The sequence below is a fragment of the Aminobacterium sp. UBA4908 genome (assembly GCF_002398115.1).
In the GTDB taxonomy this organism is placed as follows: domain Bacteria; phylum Synergistota; class Synergistia; order Synergistales; family Aminobacteriaceae; genus Aminobacterium; species Aminobacterium mobile.
Genome location: NZ_DHCG01000008.1, coordinates 49,476 through 67,767, shown reverse-complemented (window position 1 = coordinate 67,767; position 18,292 = coordinate 49,476). Strand labels below are relative to the sequence as shown.

Genomic DNA, 18,292 nt, shown 5'->3' with positions numbered 1-18,292 from the left:
TTTTTATGGATATATACTACAATATAAATATCTAGAGTAGCAGGAGGAACTAATGAAAAAAGTTTATATCACTACAGCTTTTATCGCCTGTATTGTTGTGCTAGGTTTTGTTATTTTTAAAGAAACGTCGTTATCGACGAAACCTCTCCCCCAAGGTCCTGCTGGCACAGAAGGTCTCGTAGAGGAAGTAGATCGGACTCTTCTTCTCGCAGAAGAAGTTATTGCTGCGGGAGAAGCAAATATGGGGAGCCTCGATAGCGAGTCTAAAGCTATTGTAAAGTCTGTTATAGAAGATCTTAAAGAAAAAAGAGAAAGACTACGTGCAAGCCGTCTTAAACTTACCCCTGCAGCAGGAGAAGAAATCTTAAAGGAACTGAGACAGAATTTTTCAGATTTGAAGAAAGAACTGGATTTATTAATAACCCCGTAAACAGTAATGGAGAGGAGATGCTCTTTTATGGAGACAGAGACTCTTTCTATAGCTCAATGTACTCATAAATTATTGCAAGAGTATATGGAAATACAGGAAGACCTTTTTAAGCCCTCTCTTCGAAAAGTCATTCCTATTCCTGGCATTTTTTGCCCAGTAGATTATAAAGAAACGTGTGGGAGATTAGGGGATATTTGTCGCCAGCTTGCTGAAGTTCGAGAAAAAATACGAGAACTTCGACCTGATAATAAAACTATCGATGGCCAGTTTCTCATACTCCAGAGGGCGTATATCTCTGGAATGATGGAGGCTGTCTTTTTCTTAAAAGAGATCTCTCAGCGACTTTATGAGCGGAGCTGTGGAGCAAAGGAATATTCTCGAGTTCAATATAAGGAAGATATGGAAATCTTTAAGGAGAAAGAGATTTCTTTCTTGAAAATTGGGTTGAAACTTAACAATATGATCCACAATCGTTAAAACTTGTTTTTGTCTTGTTTAAACTGCTTAAATGTCTATTCTTTAGACTTTAGAATTAAAGGGCATGGGGCGCTTGACATAAGGTGAATGGTCGTTGTACATTTTTTAGTGTACAAGTTGTATGTTACTTGTATGCAAGCTACAGACTAACCTCATTCTAGGGGGCGTTCCCATGCTCGGGCAACGAAAAAAAGATGTGGCTTACGAAAAAATAAGAAAGTTACTTCTTGATAAAGAGTATATTCAGAATCATGACATCTCTGAAAACTCTTTGGCCAAAATGTTACATATGAGCCGAACTCCTATACGAGAAGCTCTTCAGCGACTTCAAATGGAGGGGTATATAGAGATATTTCCGAATCGAGGCATTGTCCTGCGAGATATAACCCTCCTAGAAGCAAATGAAATATTAGACTTGCGAATGGCCATAGAGGAATTTGTTATCAGAAACGTACTCCCTTTCCTAAAAAAAGATCATTTCCAGGAAATAGATCGGAATTTAACCCTTCAAAAAGAAGCCATGGATAGGAATAATGTGGCTGAATACTTGGTATATGATCGAGCATTTCATGATTATTTCATATCTGTTTATGCCAACTCTCTCATTATTTCCACTTCACAACGAGTTCAAGATCGTTTTTTCTCAGTAGGTGTAAATGTTTTAAAGGGACCGGGGACAGTAGAACGGTCTTATCAACAACATTGTGATATTGTGCAAGCTTTGCGGAATAATAATGGGGATGCAGCAGCAGAAGCCATGCATATTCATATGGTTACTGGGAAGAAAAATCTTCTCTCTTAATGAACCTGACAAAGGAAGCCATGCGGGTTTATATACGGATTTTATGTATACATTGATATTTAAATAATAATTTTTGTAATGATTCTTATATTTTTTTAAAAATAAAGAATCAATTTAATTTATCAATATTAGGGGAGGGCTTGATATGTGTGCCAAAGCGGTTCGAAAAGAACCATCAATTCCCATTGAAGAATTTGACCGAGACACTCTTCGTTTTTTTTATGAAACCATGGTAAAAATTCGGCACTTTGAAGAGAAAGTCGAGGAGTTCTTCTTTGCAGGAGAAATTCCTGGTTTTGTCCATTTGTATATTGGGGAAGAGGCTGTAGCTGCAGGTGTTATGGCAAATCTTCGTAAAAGCGATTATATCCAGAGTACCCATAGGGGACATGGTCATACTATAGCGAAGGGTGCTCAGCTCAAGCAAATGATGGCAGAGATTTTTGGAAAAAAAGCTGGCTATTGCAAAGGTAAGGGAGGTTCTATGCATATAGCTGATTTTAGCGTAGGGATGTTGGGAGCTAATGGAGTTGTTGGCGGAGGCTTTGCCCTTGCTACAGGAGCAGCGCTGGCGCAAAAAATGCAGAAAACCCAGGGTGTTTCCGTTGTTTTTTTCGGTGATGGAGCTTCGAACCGGGGGACTTTTCATGAAGCTGCGAATATGGCAGCAGCTTGGAAGCTCCCGGTTATTTTTGTGTGTGAAAACAACCAATGGGCCTCAACAACTCCTTACCGCACTACTACGTCTGTGGAAGACATTGCAGATCGTGCTCAAGGGTACTCTATGCCTGGCGTTATTGTAGATGGGAATGATGTATTTGCTGTGTATGAGGCTGCCAGAGAGTTGGTAGAGCGGGCTAGGAGCGGTGAAGGCCCTTCACTTTTAGAAGCAAAAACGTATCGAATTAAAGGGCACTTTGTAGGGGATCCAGAAAAATATCGTACAAAAGAGGAAGTACAGAAGGTTTTTGATGAGACTGATCCGATCCCTCGTTTTATGGAGAGGGTTACAAAGTCTGGATCAATGTCTTTAGAGGAATTAGAGTCAATTGAAGAGTCTGTGGAGCAGTCCATTGCCGAGGCAATTCTTTTTGCCCAAAATGCTTCTGAACCTGATCCATCAGAGCTTTTTGAAGATCTTTACGTATAAGGCGGTGAAGACAGTGAAAATGCTCACATTTTCTCAGGCAACTCTGGAAGCAATGGATGAAGAAATGACCCGCGACGAGAGGGTCTTTGTTATGGGAGAAGATATTGCCCGTCAGGGAGGAATTTTTGGTCAATTTAAAGGGCTTCCCAACAAGTTTGGCAAGGAGCGAGTTATCGATACGCCTATTTCTGAAACAGCCATAGTGGGAGCAGCTGTGGGAGCGGCTCTGGCAGGAATGCGTCCTGTAGCTGATATGCATTTCGCCGATTTTATGGGCGTATGTATGGATGAAATATATAACCAGATGGCAAAAATTCATTATATGTTTGGAGGCCAGAAAACAATGCCCATGGTTCTCCGGGCTCCTGATGGCTTGATTAATCAGGCTGCAGCTCAGCATTCTCAGAGTATAGAGGCATGGTTCCAGCATGTTCCGGGGCTCAAAGTGGTAATCCCATCTAACCCAGCCGATGCCAAAGGGCTTTTGAAAGCTGCCATTCGTGACGATAATCCTGTAATTTATTTTGAACATAAGGCTTTATTCAGTATGAAAGGGGACGTTCCTGAAGAAGAGTACATTACTCCTATAGGAAAAGCGAAGGTAGTAAAAAAGGGGACAGATCTAACTCTTATATCTTATTCCAACACTATGCATTTAGCAGCTCAGGCCGCTGAAAAACTCGAGAAAGATGGTATTAGTGTCGAGCTTATAGACCTTCGAACCATTTCTCCTATTGATAAAGAAACGATTCTCAACTCAGTGGCCAAAACAAGTCGTCTTGCTATTGCCCATGAAGCCGTGAAACAGGGGGGCGTTGGAGGAGAAATAGCTGCCATAGTAGCGGAGGAGGGCCTAGATTATCTTGATGCACCTATTGTTCGCATAGGAGCACCTTTTACACCCATCCCCTTCGCTCGGCCGTTAGAACAAGCCTACAGAGTTACTTCAGATAAAATTTATAAAGCTATCAAGCAAATATTTTGATGGAGGATGATGTAGTGAAGGCAGGATCGACGGCTCTTTCGAGGATTGTAGTTGCGCGATTTGGTCCTGGTGAAGATTTTTTTCAATCGTTGATAGCTTTGTGCGAAAAAATGGAAGTGGAGTCAGGGGCTATTACTTCCATGATAGGCAGTCTTGAGGAAGCTACGATGGTTTGCGTAGCAAAAGATGAGAAGGGGCAGGCTCGTTATCTGGATCCTCTGTATATAGCAGGACCTCTCGAGTTTATAGGGGCTCAGGGTATTATTGGGAAAAATAAGGATGGTACAGTGGCTCTTCATCTTCATGGTTCTGTTGCTGGTTCAGATATGAGACCTCATGCAGGACATTTTGTAGATTCTGGAAGAAACAGGGTCCTTGCCACTATGGAAGTGGTGATTAGCGTTTTTGAAACGGTCCGTATGGTTCGGTCTTTTGATGAAGAGACGGGGTTTGTTCTGTTCAAGCTTTTTTCGCAATAGAAAATAAGTGATGGCTATATTCTCCAGCTTAAGGTTGGTAGCGTTTACAGGGGGGGTGAAAGGGGAGAGGAAAATTAAGAGTAGGTGTTTTCTGCTACACAACGTATCACAACTTTTATAACAGGAGGGCGTATAAATGCGAAAACTGGTAGCTTTATTAACCCTGGTTGTTCTTGTTTGCGGTCTTGCTGTTCCAGCTCTTGCTGCGTATAAAGACGAGTATAAAATGAGCGTTAATGTAGCCGCTCAAAGTGCGTGGGGTAAGGGCGCTGGGAAGTTTGCCGAGTTATTGGCAGAAAAGTCCGGCGGAAAGATAAACGTTAAAGTCTACTATTCAGCCCAACTCATGGCGGGGAAACAGACATCTGAGTTTATGATTGTTCGAAATGGGGCTGCAGATTTTGCTCTTTCTTCCACCATAAATTGGTCTCCTCAAGCAACAGAACTAAATCTTTTTGCCCTTCCTTTCTTTATTTCCAGCCAACCAAATCCTTATAAAGCTCTTGATGCCATGGAGGCTGGAGAGTCAGGAAAGATGATAGCTGATGCTTTGGAGAAAAAAGGCGTTACAGTCTTAGGGTGGGGAGAAAATGGGTTCCGAGAACTGACCAATGGCATTCGTCCCATAGTAAAGCCTGAAGATATGGCAAGTATGAAAATTCGTGTTGTAGGCAGCCCTCTGTACCTTGATATTTTCAAGGCCCTGGGGGCCAACCCTATTAATATGAACTGGGGAGAAGCTGTAACAGCATTCCAGCAAGGTGTTGTGGATGGACAAGAAAACCCCATTAATTCAGTTATTCTTCCCTACAAAGTCAACGAATTCCATAAATATCTCACCGATTGGCACTATGTAGTAGATCCCCTTATGTATGCTGTAAACAACAACATTTGGAAATCTTTTAGTCCAGAAGATCAGAAGCTCCTTCTGGAATGTGTAGCAGAGGCTTCGAAATATCAGATAGCTTTGTCACGCGTTGGTCTTGATGACGGGGAATCTTATGAATATCTCAAGAGTATCAATGAGTTGCCTGAAGTAACAGAGCCTTACAAGCATCTTGAAGGCCTGGGAATGGAAATAGTTCGCCTCAATGCTGATCAGGTAAAAGCCTTTGTAGAGAAAACACAACCTGTTTTCGATGCCTGGAAGAGCAAAATAGGAGAAGATCTTGTAAAGGCTGCAGAGGAAGACATGGCTTCTGTGAAGTAAGCGTTTTAAAAAGCTTCAAGATTCTTCTTAGAAGAATAGATGGGAGGGGAGATTTTTTCACCCTCCCACTCTTTCAGAAAGGAAAGGACTGTTTGCCTTATGCTGAAAAAAATATGGGATCACTTTGAAGAAGTTGTAGGGTCTGTAATGCTGATGATTATGGTAAGCGTTGCGTTTCTTAATGTTGTAACACGCTATTTTATAAAATATTCTCTTTCATTTACCGAAGAATTGGAAGTTAATCTTTTTGTATGGCTTGTAATGCTCGGAACGTCTTTGGCTTTTAGAAAAGGGGCTAATCTGAGCATGACCTTTTTTTATGAACGGTTTTCAGAGAAAAAACGAGCCTTTTTCTTCCTTTGTTCCTCTGTGGCTACAATGCTCTTTTTTGGTATTTTGGCTTATTTAGGATACATCGAAGTTGTTGATGAAATAGCCCTGAATGTTACTACTGAATCTCTGGATATTCCAGTTTGGATATATACTATCGCAACGCCAGTTTTTTCAGTGCTCATTATCATACGAATGGCGCAGTATACCTTAGAAGCTTATAAAAACCACCAATATTAGGGGGGATTAGAGTATGCATGCTATTTTGAAAGATCCTGCCTTATGGTCTCTTATCCTTTTTGTTATTCCTCTTCTTTTTCGTTTCCCCATTGCTATTGCATTAGGTGGGGCTGCTTTGGCGGTTTCATGGTTTTGGGGACTAGGACATCAAATGATTTCCTATAATTTCTTTGCTGGTATTGCTAAATTCCCCTTGTTAGCCATCCCTTTTTTTATTCTGGCTGGCATTATTATGGAAAAAGCGGGAATTGCCGAGAGAATTATCCGACTCATTAAAGAACTTGTAGGATCGGTTACTGGCGGTTTGGCAATAGCCACGGTGGGTGTGGCTACGTTCTGGGGAGCTGTAAGTGGCTCTGGTCCTGCCACAGTAGCTGCTATTGGATTGATCCTTATCCCGGGAATGGCAATTGCAGGATACGATAAGGCGTTTGCAGCAGCAGTGGTTTCTGTGGCATCTGGGTTAGCGATTGTTATTCCTCCGAGCATTGCTTTTATAGTGTACGGCGTTGTGACAGAAACATCTGTGAGTGCTTTATTTGCCGCAGGGGTTATCCCTGGAATTGTTGTGGCTATTTTTATGATGATATTTGTGTATTTTATCAGTAAAAAACATGGTTATAGGGGGGCTCCGCGGGGTGGCAAAGTAGCTCTCATCCGAGCCTTTAAAGAGTCTTTTTGGGGACTACTTACTCCAATAATTATTCTTGGAGGTATTTACGGAGGAATTTTTACGCCCACAGAAGCTGCTGCTGTGGCGGTTTTTTATGGTCTTTTTGTGGGAGTTTTTGTATATAAGACTATTACTATTAAGATTATGTTTGAAATTCTTTCTTCTACTGTGATATCTACGGCGGTGGTCATGATTGTTGTAACGTGTGCCGGGTTATATTCCTGGGTAGGAGCAACTGTGGGACTTATCGATAAAGCAGCCGCTCTTTTGCTTGGCCTTTCAGACAACCCTTTTATTATCCTTCTATTGATAAATGTGATTTTACTTTTCGCAGGAATGATTCTCGATGCAATTTCTATATATTATGTTTTCCTCCCTATTCTCGTTCCTATAATGGCTCATTTTGGATGGGATCCTATTTGGTTTGGTGTCATTATGACAGTAAATCTCGCTATTGGACAAGTAACGCCTCCTGTAGCAGTCAATCTCTACGTGGGCGCAAATATTAGTAATTTAACTATGGAACAGATTAGCAAGCCGGCTTTCCCTCTTATCTTTGCATCAATTCTTGCCCTTTTAGTTTTAATGCTTTTCCCATCTCTATCTACTTTTTTACCAAAGGCGTTTGGCCTATATTAAGGTTCCATAAGGAGGGTCATGATGGCTACTCTGGTTACTATGCCTAAATTAGGGCTGACTATGAATAGCGGAAGCATTGCGGAGTGGAAGAAAAAAGAAGGGGAATCGATAAAGAAGGGGGAGCCTTTCTTTGTTGTTGCTACCGATAAACTGACTTTTGACGTGGAATCACCAGAAGAAGGAGTTCTACTAAAAATACTCGTGCACGTACATGAAGACGTTCCAGTGGGGACACCTCTGGCTGTTGTGGGACAAGTAGGGGAAGATTACACGTCCCTTTTAGAAGAAAAAGATATAGTAAAGAGTGGCTCTCGCGATAGTATGGATATATCTTCCTCTGTGTCTACTCGATTAGTAAAAGCTTCTCCCCTCGCAAAAAAAACAGCTCGTGATCTTGGAATTGATATATCAGAGATAAAAGGAACAGGACCGGAGGGGCGTGTTGTAAAAAAAGATGTGGTGGCGTTTTCCCAGGCAGTTCCTCTGGTTCGTGGAGCTAAAGCCTCCCCTGTAGCTTGTAAGATGGCTTCAGATTTAGGAGTGGATTTGGCTACCATAGACAAAGAGGGTCGTATCATGAAGGAGGATGTAGCGGCTGCTCTGCTTTCCTCTCAAAAATCTCTTGCTTCGGCTCAGATAGGAAAACGGATTCCTCTAACAAATATGCGGAAAGTTATAGGGGAGAGGATGCTTCTTTCCGCTACGACTATTCCTAGTGTGACCTATAACATGGATGTGGATTTCTCCCAACTCATAACTATGAGGCAGACAATGAATAAGGGAATAGAAAAGAGGGGAATAAAGATATCTTTTAATGATATCTTTATGAAAATTTGTGCTCAGGCTCTTTTAGAGTTCCCCATGACAAATGCTAGTTTAGAGGAGCAAGAAGTTGTTCTGCATGAAAATGTGAACATAGGTTTGGCTGTTGCCGTGGAGGGTGGACTGGTTGTTCCCAACATAAAGGCAGTTCAAGATAAGAGTCTTCTGCAAATAGCTCTGGAATCTGCCGATATTGTGGAGCGAGCGCGATCAAATAGACTTGAGTTAGAGGAGATGCAAGGAGGAACTTTTACAATTACCAATCTAGGGATGTTTGGTGTACATAACTTTACTCCCATTATTAATCCACCAGAAGCTTGTATTCTCGGCATAAATGCTATTGTAGAAAAAACAGTGGTCGTTGGTGGAGAAATTAAGATTCTTCCTATCTCTACCTTATCTGTATCTGCCGATCACCGTTTAGTGGATGGGGCTGATGCCGCGAAGTTTATAGCTCGAATAAAAGAATTAGCGGAGAACCCCTACTTGCTTCTTTTGTAGGAAATATAAGGAGGCTTATGGCAACTCATGGCATACACAGTGACCATGCCTAAACTCGGCTTAACAATGAATGAAGGTACTATTTTAGAGTGGAAGAAAAAAGAAGGGGATTGGGTCAAGAAAGGGGAAGTCCTTTTCGTTGTGGGCACAGACAAATTGACTTTCGAGGTGGAAGCTCCTGAAAGCGGTTTCCTCGCATCTGTTGTAGTTTCATGTGGGGGAGCGGTACCTGTTTCGGCTCCCGTAGCTTTTCTTGCAGACAAAGGAGAAGATATTTCCTCTCTTCACCAAGAGAAAAAAACGCGGGAAGAAGAGTCTTTCACTCTAACAATCCCTCCTTCATCTTCCGAAAAGGAAGTCGTGGTTATTGGAGGGGGGCCTGGCGGATATGTAGCGGCTATTCGAGCTGCTCAGCTCGGAGCCCATGTAACCCTCATAGAGAAAAGATATCTTGGCGGAGCATGTCTGAATGTTGGGTGTATTCCTACAAAAGTGCTACTTCATACAATAGAACTTTATACAGCTTTGCATGACGGAGATATATTGGGGTTGGAAGTAGAGAAGATTTCTGTAAATTGGCAGAAACTTATGGAAAGAAAAAATCATGTAGTGGAACAACTGGTAGGTGGAGTTAGTGTCCTGCTGAAATCTAATGGGGTTTTTGTTTTAGAAGGGAAAGCGGAATTTATCTCCCCTAAAGCAGTAGAAGTAACATCTCCTCAAGGGGAAAAATCGATAGTTGAAGGAGATATTTTTATCATAGCAACAGGTTCGGAACCCACCATTCCACCTGTTCCCGGATTTGACCTCCCGGGAGTAATTACAAGTAACGAGGCCTTACGTTTGGAAAGTGTTCCATCTTCTATGATTGTAGTTGGCGGCGGGGTGATCGGACTGGAATTTGCTTCTATATATTCCTCTCTAGGTTGCAAGGTAACGGTGGTAGAAATGTTGCCAGATATTTTGCCTAACATAGACGAAGAAATAGCCGCAATTATTAAGGGGGTGCTTGCCAGGGATGGCGTTGTCTTTTATACATCGTCGAAAGTAACAGGCGTTCACAGAGGAACAAATGGGCTTACTGTTTTTGTAGAAAACGAAGAGGGAATATTGACGATCGAGGCTGAAAAGGTTTTGATAGCAGTAGGGAGACATCCCTTTACCCAAAACCTTGGATTAGAAAAAGCAGGGGTCTCCTCTGTACGAGGCCGAATAGGTGTAAATGTTTTTCTAGAGACCAATGTCCCCAATATTTATGCGATTGGAGACTGTGCTTCTCCTATTATGTTAGCCCATGTAGCCTCTCATGAGGGAATGGTAGCTGCTGAAAACGCTATGGGGCATAGAGTTAAAATAGATTATAAAACAGTTCCAAACACTATTTACACGTTTCCGGAAATAGCTGCAGTAGGCATGACTGAGCGTCAAGCTCGAGAGCAAGGTTTTCAGGTAAAGGTGGGGCGTTTCCCTCTCATTAATAATGGGAAATGTGTCATAATGAATCAACTTGATGGTCTGGTGAAATATGTGGTAGATGAAAAATACGGAGAAATTTTGGGAGTTCACATTATTGGGCCGCGAGCAACAGACCTTATCGTGGAAGGAGCCTTAGCGCTTCGTCTTGAGGCTACTGTGGAGGAAATTATTTCTACTGTCCACGCCCATCCTACCGTCGGAGAAGCTTTGGGAGAAGGTGCGCTTGCAGCTTTAGGGCGATCGATACATTTGCCTGCTAAAAATAAAAAGTAGAGAAAACTTATAAGAGGTAGAAAACATGGGGGAGGGGAGCTCATAAGAAGCTTCCTTCTCCTTTTTCTTTTTTCATCTAGAATGCATTTGTTCCATTTGTTCCAGTTGTTGCAATGGATAAACCTGACGTTTTTTTAATAAAAAGTCTCCAACGCGCTACACTTTTTGCCTTTCTGTTAGGGCTCTCTAACATTTGACCTCATGCGCTTGTGGTGGTAGATTATATTCCAATCGTGGTCGACCGGTCGACCACGTTCAAAATCTCACGCATTAGATACAGCATTTTAAGACAAAAGACTCCTTTAAAGAAGTATTTGAAGGCGCCATGTTCTTTTTCATGTCTATGTTCAGGCTGTGCCTTTATTAAAAAATATCTCTATATAAAATGTGGATAGCGGCTCAGAGAGAACGGTGCTAAGAGGCGTTGAAGAAAGAAGTTAGATAATGGAAAAGCACAGGTGTTTTATATTGCCCCTGTTTCTCGGCGTGGGAAACGAAGAATGCATTCTAAATGTAATGTATAAAATACAGATTATGTTGTAATTCCATACACTCTAAAATTATACTTTTAGTGAGGGGTGGTTGTCTGTGCTTAGGTACGTGATTCGGAGGATGTTGTTACTTATACCTGTAGTTCTGAGCGTTATGATCATTCTCTTCACAATTCTCTATTTTACTCCTGGAGATCCGGCACGAATTGCTCTTGGTCAGGAAGCAACTCCTGAGACTATAGAAGCGTTTCGCGCTGAGCATGGTTTGGATGACCCTTTCTTCGTGCAATTGGGGCGCTATCTTTATAAGGCAGTTTTTCACGGAGATCTTGGTTATTCCTATGCAATGAAGAGCCCTGTCTCCATGGAATTGGCCTCGCGTGTACCAGTTACTATGAAGCTCGCTTTTTGGGCTGTCACTTTTAGTACACTAGTGGGAATTCCATTGGGGGTTATTTGTGCAATTCGTCAGTATTCTTTGTTAGACAGTATCACGACTCTTGTAACTCTACTCGGTGTTTCCATGCCTACCTTTTGGACGGGCCTTCTTTTTATCCTCGCCTTTTCCGTGCATTTGGGATGGCTGCCTTCCATGGGATTTGATTCAGCAAGCCAAATGGTTTTGCCTATCATTACTTTGTCCGGATCGGCAGTGGCTCTCTTTGCCAGAATAACCAGATCGAGCATGTTAGAGGTTATTCGCTCCGATTATATTCGTACTGCTCGAGCTAAAGGACAAAAAGAAAGCATAGTCATTATGCGTCACGCCTTGCCCAATGCTATGATCCCAATTCTTACCATTATCAGTATGCAGTTTGGAATGCTTCTGGGAGGCTCTATTGTTACAGAGGCTATTTTTTCCATCTCTGGAGTGGGAAGATTGATGCTGGAGGCTATTAACATGCGTGATTACCCTATTATTCAGGGCGGAGTGCTGTTTATCTCTATAGCTTTCTGTTTTGTTAATTTGGCAGCGGATATCCTTTATGCTTTTGTCGACCCACGGATTCATGTGAAATAGAGGTGGAAGAGTCAGATGTTGAAGAATAATTCTATGATGAAATACACGCTTATAAGGTTGCGGAGGAATTACTTAGCTATTCTTGGCCTCGTTATCCTTCTCATATTAATAGGCATGGCAATATTTGCAGATCATCTTGCTCCTTATGGTTACGCTGAACAGGACTACATGATGATCCGAAAACCACCTTCTGCAGCCCACCTTTTAGGGACAGATGAGTTTGGACGAGATGTGTTGAGCCGGCTTATTTATGGTTCTAGGGTTTCGTTGCAAGTTGGCTTAATAGCTGTTTCCATTTCTTTAATTGCAGGAGGGGCTATTGGAGCTATTGCCGGATACTTCGGTGGGAAAATAGATAACTTCCTTATGCGTATTATGGATATTCAGCTTGCTATTCCAACTATCCTTTTAGCGATTGTCATATCCGCTGCTCTTGGGCCTGGCTTGTTTAACCTGATGGTGGCTGTAGGCATAACGTCTATTCCACGCTTTGCTCGTCTCACGAGAGCTTCGGTACTTTCTATAAAGGGTATGGAATTTATAGAAGCAGCCCGTGCTATGGGAGCCAGTCATACTCGTATAATTTTGCTCTATATATTACCGAACTGTGCGGCTCCTCTTATCGTTCAGTCTACTCTCAGTGTGGCGAATGCTATTCTTTTTGCAGCTACTTTGAGTTTCCTTGGCTTGGGTATTCAGCCTCCTTACCCTGAATGGGGAGGAATGCTTTCAGCCGCAAGGCCATATCTGAGAAACAGTGCGTATTTAAGCATTGCTCCTGGCTTGGCCATTATGATCACCATTATGGCTTTGAATTGTGTTGGTGATGGTCTGCGGGATGCCCTTGATCCGAAACAGAAACGGTAGGTGGACAGACATGATTGATGATAAATCTCTTCCTCTTCTTGATATACGAGACCTTTCCGTGCGTTTTAATACAGACTCGGGTGTTGTGGAGGCTGTTAACCATTTGAACCTTTTCCTTCATAAGGGGAAGGCTCTGGGGCTTGTAGGCGAGACAGGAGCAGGTAAAACTACAACGGCTCTTGCGGTGCTTCGGCTTATTCAGACACCTCCCGGGGAAGTTACAAACGGCGAAATTATTTTTGAAGGTCAGGACATTATGAAGATGACTGAAGCTGAAATGCGACATGTGCGCGGCGATCGAATTGCCATGATTTTCCAAGACCCCATGTCATCTCTCAATCCTATTATGACAGTGGAAGAGCAGATTATGGAAATGATCTCTCTTCACTCGAATTTATCTAAAGAGGATGCGCACAAACGCACTCTTGAAATGCTTCAGCTCGTCGGGATCAGAACAGAGAGGGCCAAAGATTATCCGCACCAGTTTTCTGGGGGAATGCGACAGCGGGTGGGTATTGCTATTGCTCTCGCCTGTAAGCCGAGCCTTCTCATCGCTGATGAAGCTACTACAGCTCTGGATGTCACTATTCAGGCACAGGTTTTAGAGCTCATAAAAGAGCTTCAATCGGTAGTGAAGACGTCGTTAATCCTTATTACTCACGATTTGGGAATTGTGTCTGAAATTTGTGATGATGTGGCGATTATGTATGCAGGTCGTCTCGTAGAGTATTCTAATATTCGTCAGCTGTACAGCAAACCGATGCATCCTTATACACAAGGTCTTTTTAACGCTGTTCCTAAACTTGATAGCGATATTAGTAAAAAGCTTGCAGTCATACCTGGACTTCCACCTGATCCAACGGATCTGCCGAAAGGGTGTTGTTTTTCTCCTCGTTGTCCTTATGCTCAGGATATTTGCCACAAAAAAGCTTGTGGTATGAAAGAGTATGAGCCGAATCATTTTGTTGATTGTTATTTCCCATTGGGTGTTGAAGGGGGTCGGCGATAGTGTGCGGACAGACCGAAACGAATGAAGCTTTTGTTGATATCAAGCATCTTAAGAAATACTTCAATGTCCATAAAGGCCTTTTGCATGCTGTGGATGACGTAACACTTACTATCCCTAAAGGGAAGACCCTTGGGCTCGTAGGAGAGTCTGGATGTGGAAAGTCAACTCTGGGAAGGGTTGTCATAGGCCTTATAGAAGCTACAGGCGGGGAAGTTCTTTTTGACGGGGAGGACGCTCTGAAATTTAATAAAGAACAAAGAAGCGAGTTCCGTAAAAGAGCCCAGATAGTATTTCAGGACCCCTTTTCATCGTTAAACCCAAGAATGTCAGTGTCGCAACTGATTGCAGAACCCTTGTTAATCAATAAGGCGTGCTCTGATAAAAAAGAAATGGATGTCAAGATTAAAACATTGATGGATACTGTGGGACTTGCTGAGCGTCTCGCCACATCCTTCCCTCATGAACTTGACGGAGGGCGACGTCAGCGTATTGGAATAGCCCGAGCTCTTGCTCTTGATCCGGAATTTATTGTTCTTGATGAGCCAGTATCTGCGTTAGATGTATGTATTCAGGCCCAAATTCTCAACCTTCTTGGTGATTTGCAGAGAGATCGGGATTATACCTATCTTTTTATATCTCATGATCTCAGCGTTGTCCGTTATGTCTCTGATGAAGTGGCTGTTATGTATCTGGGTCAGGTTGTAGAAAAGGCAGGTAATACAGTGCTTTTTAAAGAGCCTCTTCACCCTTATACACAAGCGTTGCTTTCAGCGGTGCCAGTTATAGACTTGGATAACAAGAATAAAAGGATTTTGCTTGAAGGAGATGTTCCTAGCCCGATTAATCCTCCATCAGGGTGCAGATTCGCAGGTCGTTGTGCCTATCGCCAAGAAATTTGTCAGAAGGAGACTCCAACCCTTACTGAGATTGAGCCAGGGCATTTTGTCTCTTGCCATTTTACGCGACATCTGGAACGTCATAAGTAATGAAAGCTATGGGAAACACGATACGCCAAGAGCCAGAACAATTTTTAGAACACGTACGTTGGTTTGTAGGTGTGCCTATAGGAACAAATCCTTTAATCCTGTGGGATATAAGTGTTTCCCTGGCTATTTTATGGGGAATCGCGGTCGTTTTCGTTACTTTTGTTCAATCTTTTTTGGGTGGGGTGACGATTGGAGTCTACGTGAGAACTGCTGTTATTTTTGCCAATTATCTTGTTGCATTTGCAGCAGGAGCCTTTGTGATTGTTGCCTTTCTACTCTTTCAAAACCATTATATAGTGCTCTATCGTTTTGATGTTGATAGGGTTTACAGTGAAAGTATGAAGGGAAAGTTTTTTTCCCTGAAAGACAGCGTGCATTGGCGCCCCTTCCCAGCAGATCCCGTTACAGTTACTTCCAAGCGAAATGTAACGAAGGCAGTTTCATGGAACAACGTACGTTGTTATCAGGCAGTAGATGCTCTTCGAACAATACTTCTTAAGGGGGAACGAGGAACTCTTTTGCGGATTTATTGTCCCAATGAAGGTACATATAGACGGGCTTTAACCTATATTCAAAAGCAATTGAAGGACAAAACTGCATAGAGAGGGCCCCTTTGTGGAACGGAGGCCGAGGCATGAAGGAATTTCTTGCACAGAAAGTTCGGGAGATATCGGATGATGTTATCCAATGGAGACACAGAATCCATGAAAATCCAGAACTAAGCTTTTGTGAAGTAGAAACGTCTAGGTTGATCGAAGAAAAACTACGTTCTTTTCATGTGGATGTGGTCCGCAGAATTGGTCGAAGTAAGACAGGTGTTTATGCGGAGCTTTATGGCACAGGAGATGGCCCTAAACGTTGTATAGGCCTTCGCGCTGATATTGATGCGCTGCCAATCCAAGAACAATCTGGAGTTCCATATGCTTCAAAAAAGGATGGAGTTTTTCATGGTTGTGGGCATGACTCTCATGCTGCTATTTTGCTTGGAACAGCTTGGCTTCTTAGCGAGATGAGGGATCAATTTTCTGGGTGCGTAAAGTTCTTTTTCCAACACGCAGAAGAAGTATTAGGTGGAGGGAAAGAGTTTATAGAGGCAGGCGTAATGGAGAGCCCTCATGTGGATGGGGTTTTGGCCCTTCACGCACTCCCAGATATATATGTGGGAGAAATAGGGGTTCGGGATGATTTTATGACTGCTGGTGTAGACGAGTTAAAAATAACAGTAGAAGGGAAACAGGCCCATGGAGGATATCCTCACTATGGAGTGGATACGATTCTTGCAGCCTCTACTATAGTGACCACTCTTCAAAGCTTGGGATCGCGGGAGTTAGCCCCTACTGACTGTGCTTTTGTCACCTTTGGCCGCATTGAAGGAGGAATATCTAATTCCTATATTGGCGGTCCTGTTGTTCTTGAAGGATCTATTCGTTATCTTCGTAAAACTACGCAAGAGCTATTTCATCGCCGAGTTTGTGAAATAGCGAAGAGCGTGGGGCAGGGACTTCGTGCAAAAGTCACAGTGGAGATTACGCCTGAAATAATTCCTACATGTGTAGATAAAAAATGGGTCAATCGTATTCGCCGAGTCTGCCAAAATGTGGAGTCTGTGAACCGTGTGGTGGATTTACCTTCGCCGGCTATGGGGGGCGAAGACTATGCATACTTTTTGGAAAAAGCACCTGGCGCGCTTTTCCGCTTAGGTGTCAGAACTCCCGAGGGACCGCACTGTCCAACTCACTCAGTTGATTTCTATGTTGATGACAAGGCAATTCCTATCGGTATGGAGGTGATGACAGGCGCAGTCCTTGACGCTCTTCAAGAAGATGAATGATCTTTCTATTCTACGTGGTAGCACCTATCATATTTTCAAGGAGTGACGGTATATGAAGGGAAAGAGCTTTTTAGGTTTATTGTTTGCAGTGGCAATGTTGACAATAGTGGCTACAACTGGCTTTGCAGCAGGGATGGACACGCTTACAGTAGGTTTCCCTGGAGATGCTAAAAGCCTTGATCCTCACAAAGCCACAGATACAATGTCTTTTGCCGTTATTAGACATATTAACGAGCCTCTTGTTACAGTAGATGGCAAGACAAAAGAACTTGTTCCCGTATTGGCTGAGCGCTGGGAGATATTGGACGACCAGACGTACAAGTTCTATCTCAAAAAAGGCGTAAAGTTTCACAACGGCGAAGAACTTACTGCCGAGGATGTAGTTTTTTCCCTGAAAAGAGCAGCTTCACCTGAGTCTCTCTTCGCAAAGTCAAGAGGAGCCTACATTGATCCAGAAGGCTTTGAAATTATTGATAAATATACCTTGATTGTAAAAACTCGTGGCCCTATAGGTGGTTGGCTAGAGTCTATGAAACACCCCTATGCAAATATTTTTAATAAGAAAGCTGTAGAAGAAGCAGGTGACGAATATTTCAGAAACCCTGTAGGAACAGGTCCCTTTGAATTTAAGAGCTGGGTAAAAGGCGAACGTATAGAGCTGACAGCCTTTGAAGATTACCATGGTAAGAAACCTAACTTTAAGAACCTGAATATCCTTATCCTTCCTGATGATAGCAGCCGTGTTATTGCTCTGGAAACAGGGTCTGTTGACATGATCTATGCTGTTCCACCAAGTGATTACGATCGGCTTAAAGATTCTTCCAAGGTAAAGGTTGTCAATGCGCCGGGACTTCGTATTCTGTACTTAGGGATGAACAACGATAAGAAGCCTCTGAATGATCCTCGCGTTCGTCTCGCTATTGATTATGCTCTTAACAAAGATGCTTTCAACGAGATCGTGTATCAGGGTAACTCTGTAAAACCTTATGGACCTCTGCCCACAGCAAGTACCTTTACTCCTGCAAATGCAGAACCCTGTCCCTATGATCCTGAAAAGGCAAAGGCTCTTTTGGCAGAGGCTGGGTATCCTGATGGAATCACGCTGGAACTTTGGACAGGTAACTTCCGGGATCGTGTTAGCGGAGCTACAGTCATTCAGTCCATGCTTGCCCAGGTGGGAATTAAAGTTAACATTCAGGTTTTTGAATCTGGAGTGTTGGACGGAAAAGCCAAGGGTAAGGATCACGACATGGTTATTGCCACATGGGGAATGCAGACAAACCGTGATGCTGGCATGTACTGGGTAGGACTTTTCCACTCTGGAGCTATTGGTTCATCAAACTGGGCTCGAATGAACGACTCTGTTTTTGAGCCTATTCTTAATAAAGCACAGATTACAGTAAACGCAAAGGAACGTGCCGCTCTTCTGCAGCAGGCTTGGGACAGGCTCTATGAAGTCCATCCCATCGTCCCTCTCGCAATTGCCGACGAGATATATGGCGGCAGAAAAGATCTTGTAGGCATGGAAGATTTTGCAGATGGGCAGCTTAACTATCTTGGAGATCTTTCCATACAAGAATAGCTTTTAAAGAGTTGACAG

General features: G+C 42.8%; 18 protein-coding genes. All 18 read left to right on the top strand.

Annotated elements, in window-relative coordinates:
* Positions 1-52: 52 nt before the first annotated feature.
* The 18 genes from B4J50_RS07875 to B4J50_RS07790 all read left to right on the top strand — a co-directional run bounded on the left by B4J50_RS07875 (position 53) and on the right by B4J50_RS07790 (position 18,274).
* Positions 53-430 carry a hypothetical protein gene (locus B4J50_RS07875; protein ID WP_286847197.1) on the top strand — a complete coding sequence of 126 codons (378 nt, stop codon included), beginning with the start codon at positions 53-55 and terminating at the stop codon, positions 428-430.
* Between the two features lie 27 nt (positions 431-457).
* On the top strand, positions 458-907 hold the full coding sequence (locus B4J50_RS07870; protein ID WP_024821616.1) for a hypothetical protein: 450 nt from the start codon (positions 458-460) through the stop codon (positions 905-907).
* A gap of 172 nt (positions 908-1,079) precedes the next feature.
* On the top strand, positions 1,080-1,709 hold the full coding sequence (locus B4J50_RS07865; RefSeq protein ID WP_024821617.1) for a GntR family transcriptional regulator: 630 nt from the start codon (positions 1,080-1,082) through the stop codon (positions 1,707-1,709).
* A gap of 145 nt (positions 1,710-1,854) precedes the next feature.
* A complete protein-coding gene (locus tag B4J50_RS07860) occupies positions 1,855-2,859 on the top strand; it encodes a thiamine pyrophosphate-dependent dehydrogenase E1 component subunit alpha (RefSeq protein WP_051461089.1) in 1,005 nt (334 codons plus the stop codon).
* A 19-nt stretch (positions 2,860-2,878) separates the two neighbouring features.
* The gene (locus tag B4J50_RS07855; protein WP_034326456.1) at positions 2,879-3,844 is read left to right on the top strand and encodes an alpha-ketoacid dehydrogenase subunit beta; all 966 of its coding nucleotides are present in this window, start codon (positions 2,879-2,881) and stop codon (positions 3,842-3,844) included.
* 14 nt (positions 3,845-3,858) lie between these two features.
* A complete protein-coding gene (locus tag B4J50_RS07850; protein ID WP_024821620.1) occupies positions 3,859-4,323 on the top strand; it encodes a PPC domain-containing DNA-binding protein in 465 nt (154 codons plus the stop codon).
* 136 nt (positions 4,324-4,459) lie between these two features.
* Positions 4,460-5,533 carry a DctP family TRAP transporter solute-binding subunit gene (locus tag B4J50_RS07845; protein WP_024821621.1) on the top strand — a complete coding sequence of 358 codons (1,074 nt, stop codon included), beginning with the start codon at positions 4,460-4,462 and terminating at the stop codon, positions 5,531-5,533.
* A gap of 99 nt (positions 5,534-5,632) precedes the next feature.
* Positions 5,633-6,103, top strand: a complete 471-nt coding sequence (locus B4J50_RS07840) for a TRAP transporter small permease (protein ID WP_286847193.1) — start codon at positions 5,633-5,635, stop codon at positions 6,101-6,103.
* Between the two features lie 13 nt (positions 6,104-6,116).
* Positions 6,117-7,415, top strand: coding sequence for a TRAP transporter large permease (locus tag B4J50_RS07835; protein WP_286954065.1), 1,299 nt, complete (start codon positions 6,117-6,119; stop codon positions 7,413-7,415).
* An 18-nt stretch (positions 7,416-7,433) separates the two neighbouring features.
* Positions 7,434-8,738 (top strand): dihydrolipoamide acetyltransferase family protein, encoded by a 1,305-nt coding sequence (locus B4J50_RS07830; protein WP_245587077.1) that lies wholly within the window; start codon positions 7,434-7,436, stop codon positions 8,736-8,738.
* 27 nt (positions 8,739-8,765) lie between these two features.
* Positions 8,766-10,487: a dihydrolipoyl dehydrogenase gene (gene lpdA, locus B4J50_RS07825; protein WP_024821625.1), complete on the top strand. Its 1,722-nt coding sequence runs from the start codon at positions 8,766-8,768 to the stop codon at positions 10,485-10,487.
* A gap of 588 nt (positions 10,488-11,075) precedes the next feature.
* Positions 11,076-11,999 carry an ABC transporter permease gene (locus B4J50_RS07820; RefSeq protein ID WP_024821626.1) on the top strand — a complete coding sequence of 308 codons (924 nt, stop codon included), beginning with the start codon at positions 11,076-11,078 and terminating at the stop codon, positions 11,997-11,999.
* A 15-nt stretch (positions 12,000-12,014) separates the two neighbouring features.
* Positions 12,015-12,866 (top strand): ABC transporter permease, encoded by an 852-nt coding sequence (locus B4J50_RS07815; RefSeq protein ID WP_024821627.1) that lies wholly within the window; start codon positions 12,015-12,017, stop codon positions 12,864-12,866.
* A 10-nt stretch (positions 12,867-12,876) separates the two neighbouring features.
* The gene (locus B4J50_RS07810; protein ID WP_034326199.1) at positions 12,877-13,875 is read left to right on the top strand and encodes an ABC transporter ATP-binding protein; all 999 of its coding nucleotides are present in this window, start codon (positions 12,877-12,879) and stop codon (positions 13,873-13,875) included.
* Positions 13,872-14,861: an ABC transporter ATP-binding protein gene (locus B4J50_RS07805; protein WP_051461090.1), complete on the top strand. Its 990-nt coding sequence runs from the start codon at positions 13,872-13,874 to the stop codon at positions 14,859-14,861. The genes B4J50_RS07810 and B4J50_RS07805 overlap by 4 nt, the downstream gene beginning before the upstream one ends.
* A complete protein-coding gene (locus B4J50_RS07800) occupies positions 14,861-15,463 on the top strand; it encodes a hypothetical protein (protein ID WP_024821630.1) in 603 nt (200 codons plus the stop codon). Before B4J50_RS07805 ends, B4J50_RS07800 begins: the two co-directional genes overlap by 1 nt.
* A gap of 32 nt (positions 15,464-15,495) precedes the next feature.
* Positions 15,496-16,692, top strand: a complete 1,197-nt coding sequence (locus tag B4J50_RS07795) for a M20 metallopeptidase family protein (protein WP_024821631.1) — start codon at positions 15,496-15,498, stop codon at positions 16,690-16,692.
* A 52-nt stretch (positions 16,693-16,744) separates the two neighbouring features.
* Positions 16,745-18,274, top strand: coding sequence for an ABC transporter substrate-binding protein (locus tag B4J50_RS07790; protein ID WP_024821632.1), 1,530 nt, complete (start codon positions 16,745-16,747; stop codon positions 18,272-18,274).
* Positions 18,275-18,292 lie beyond the last annotated feature (18 nt).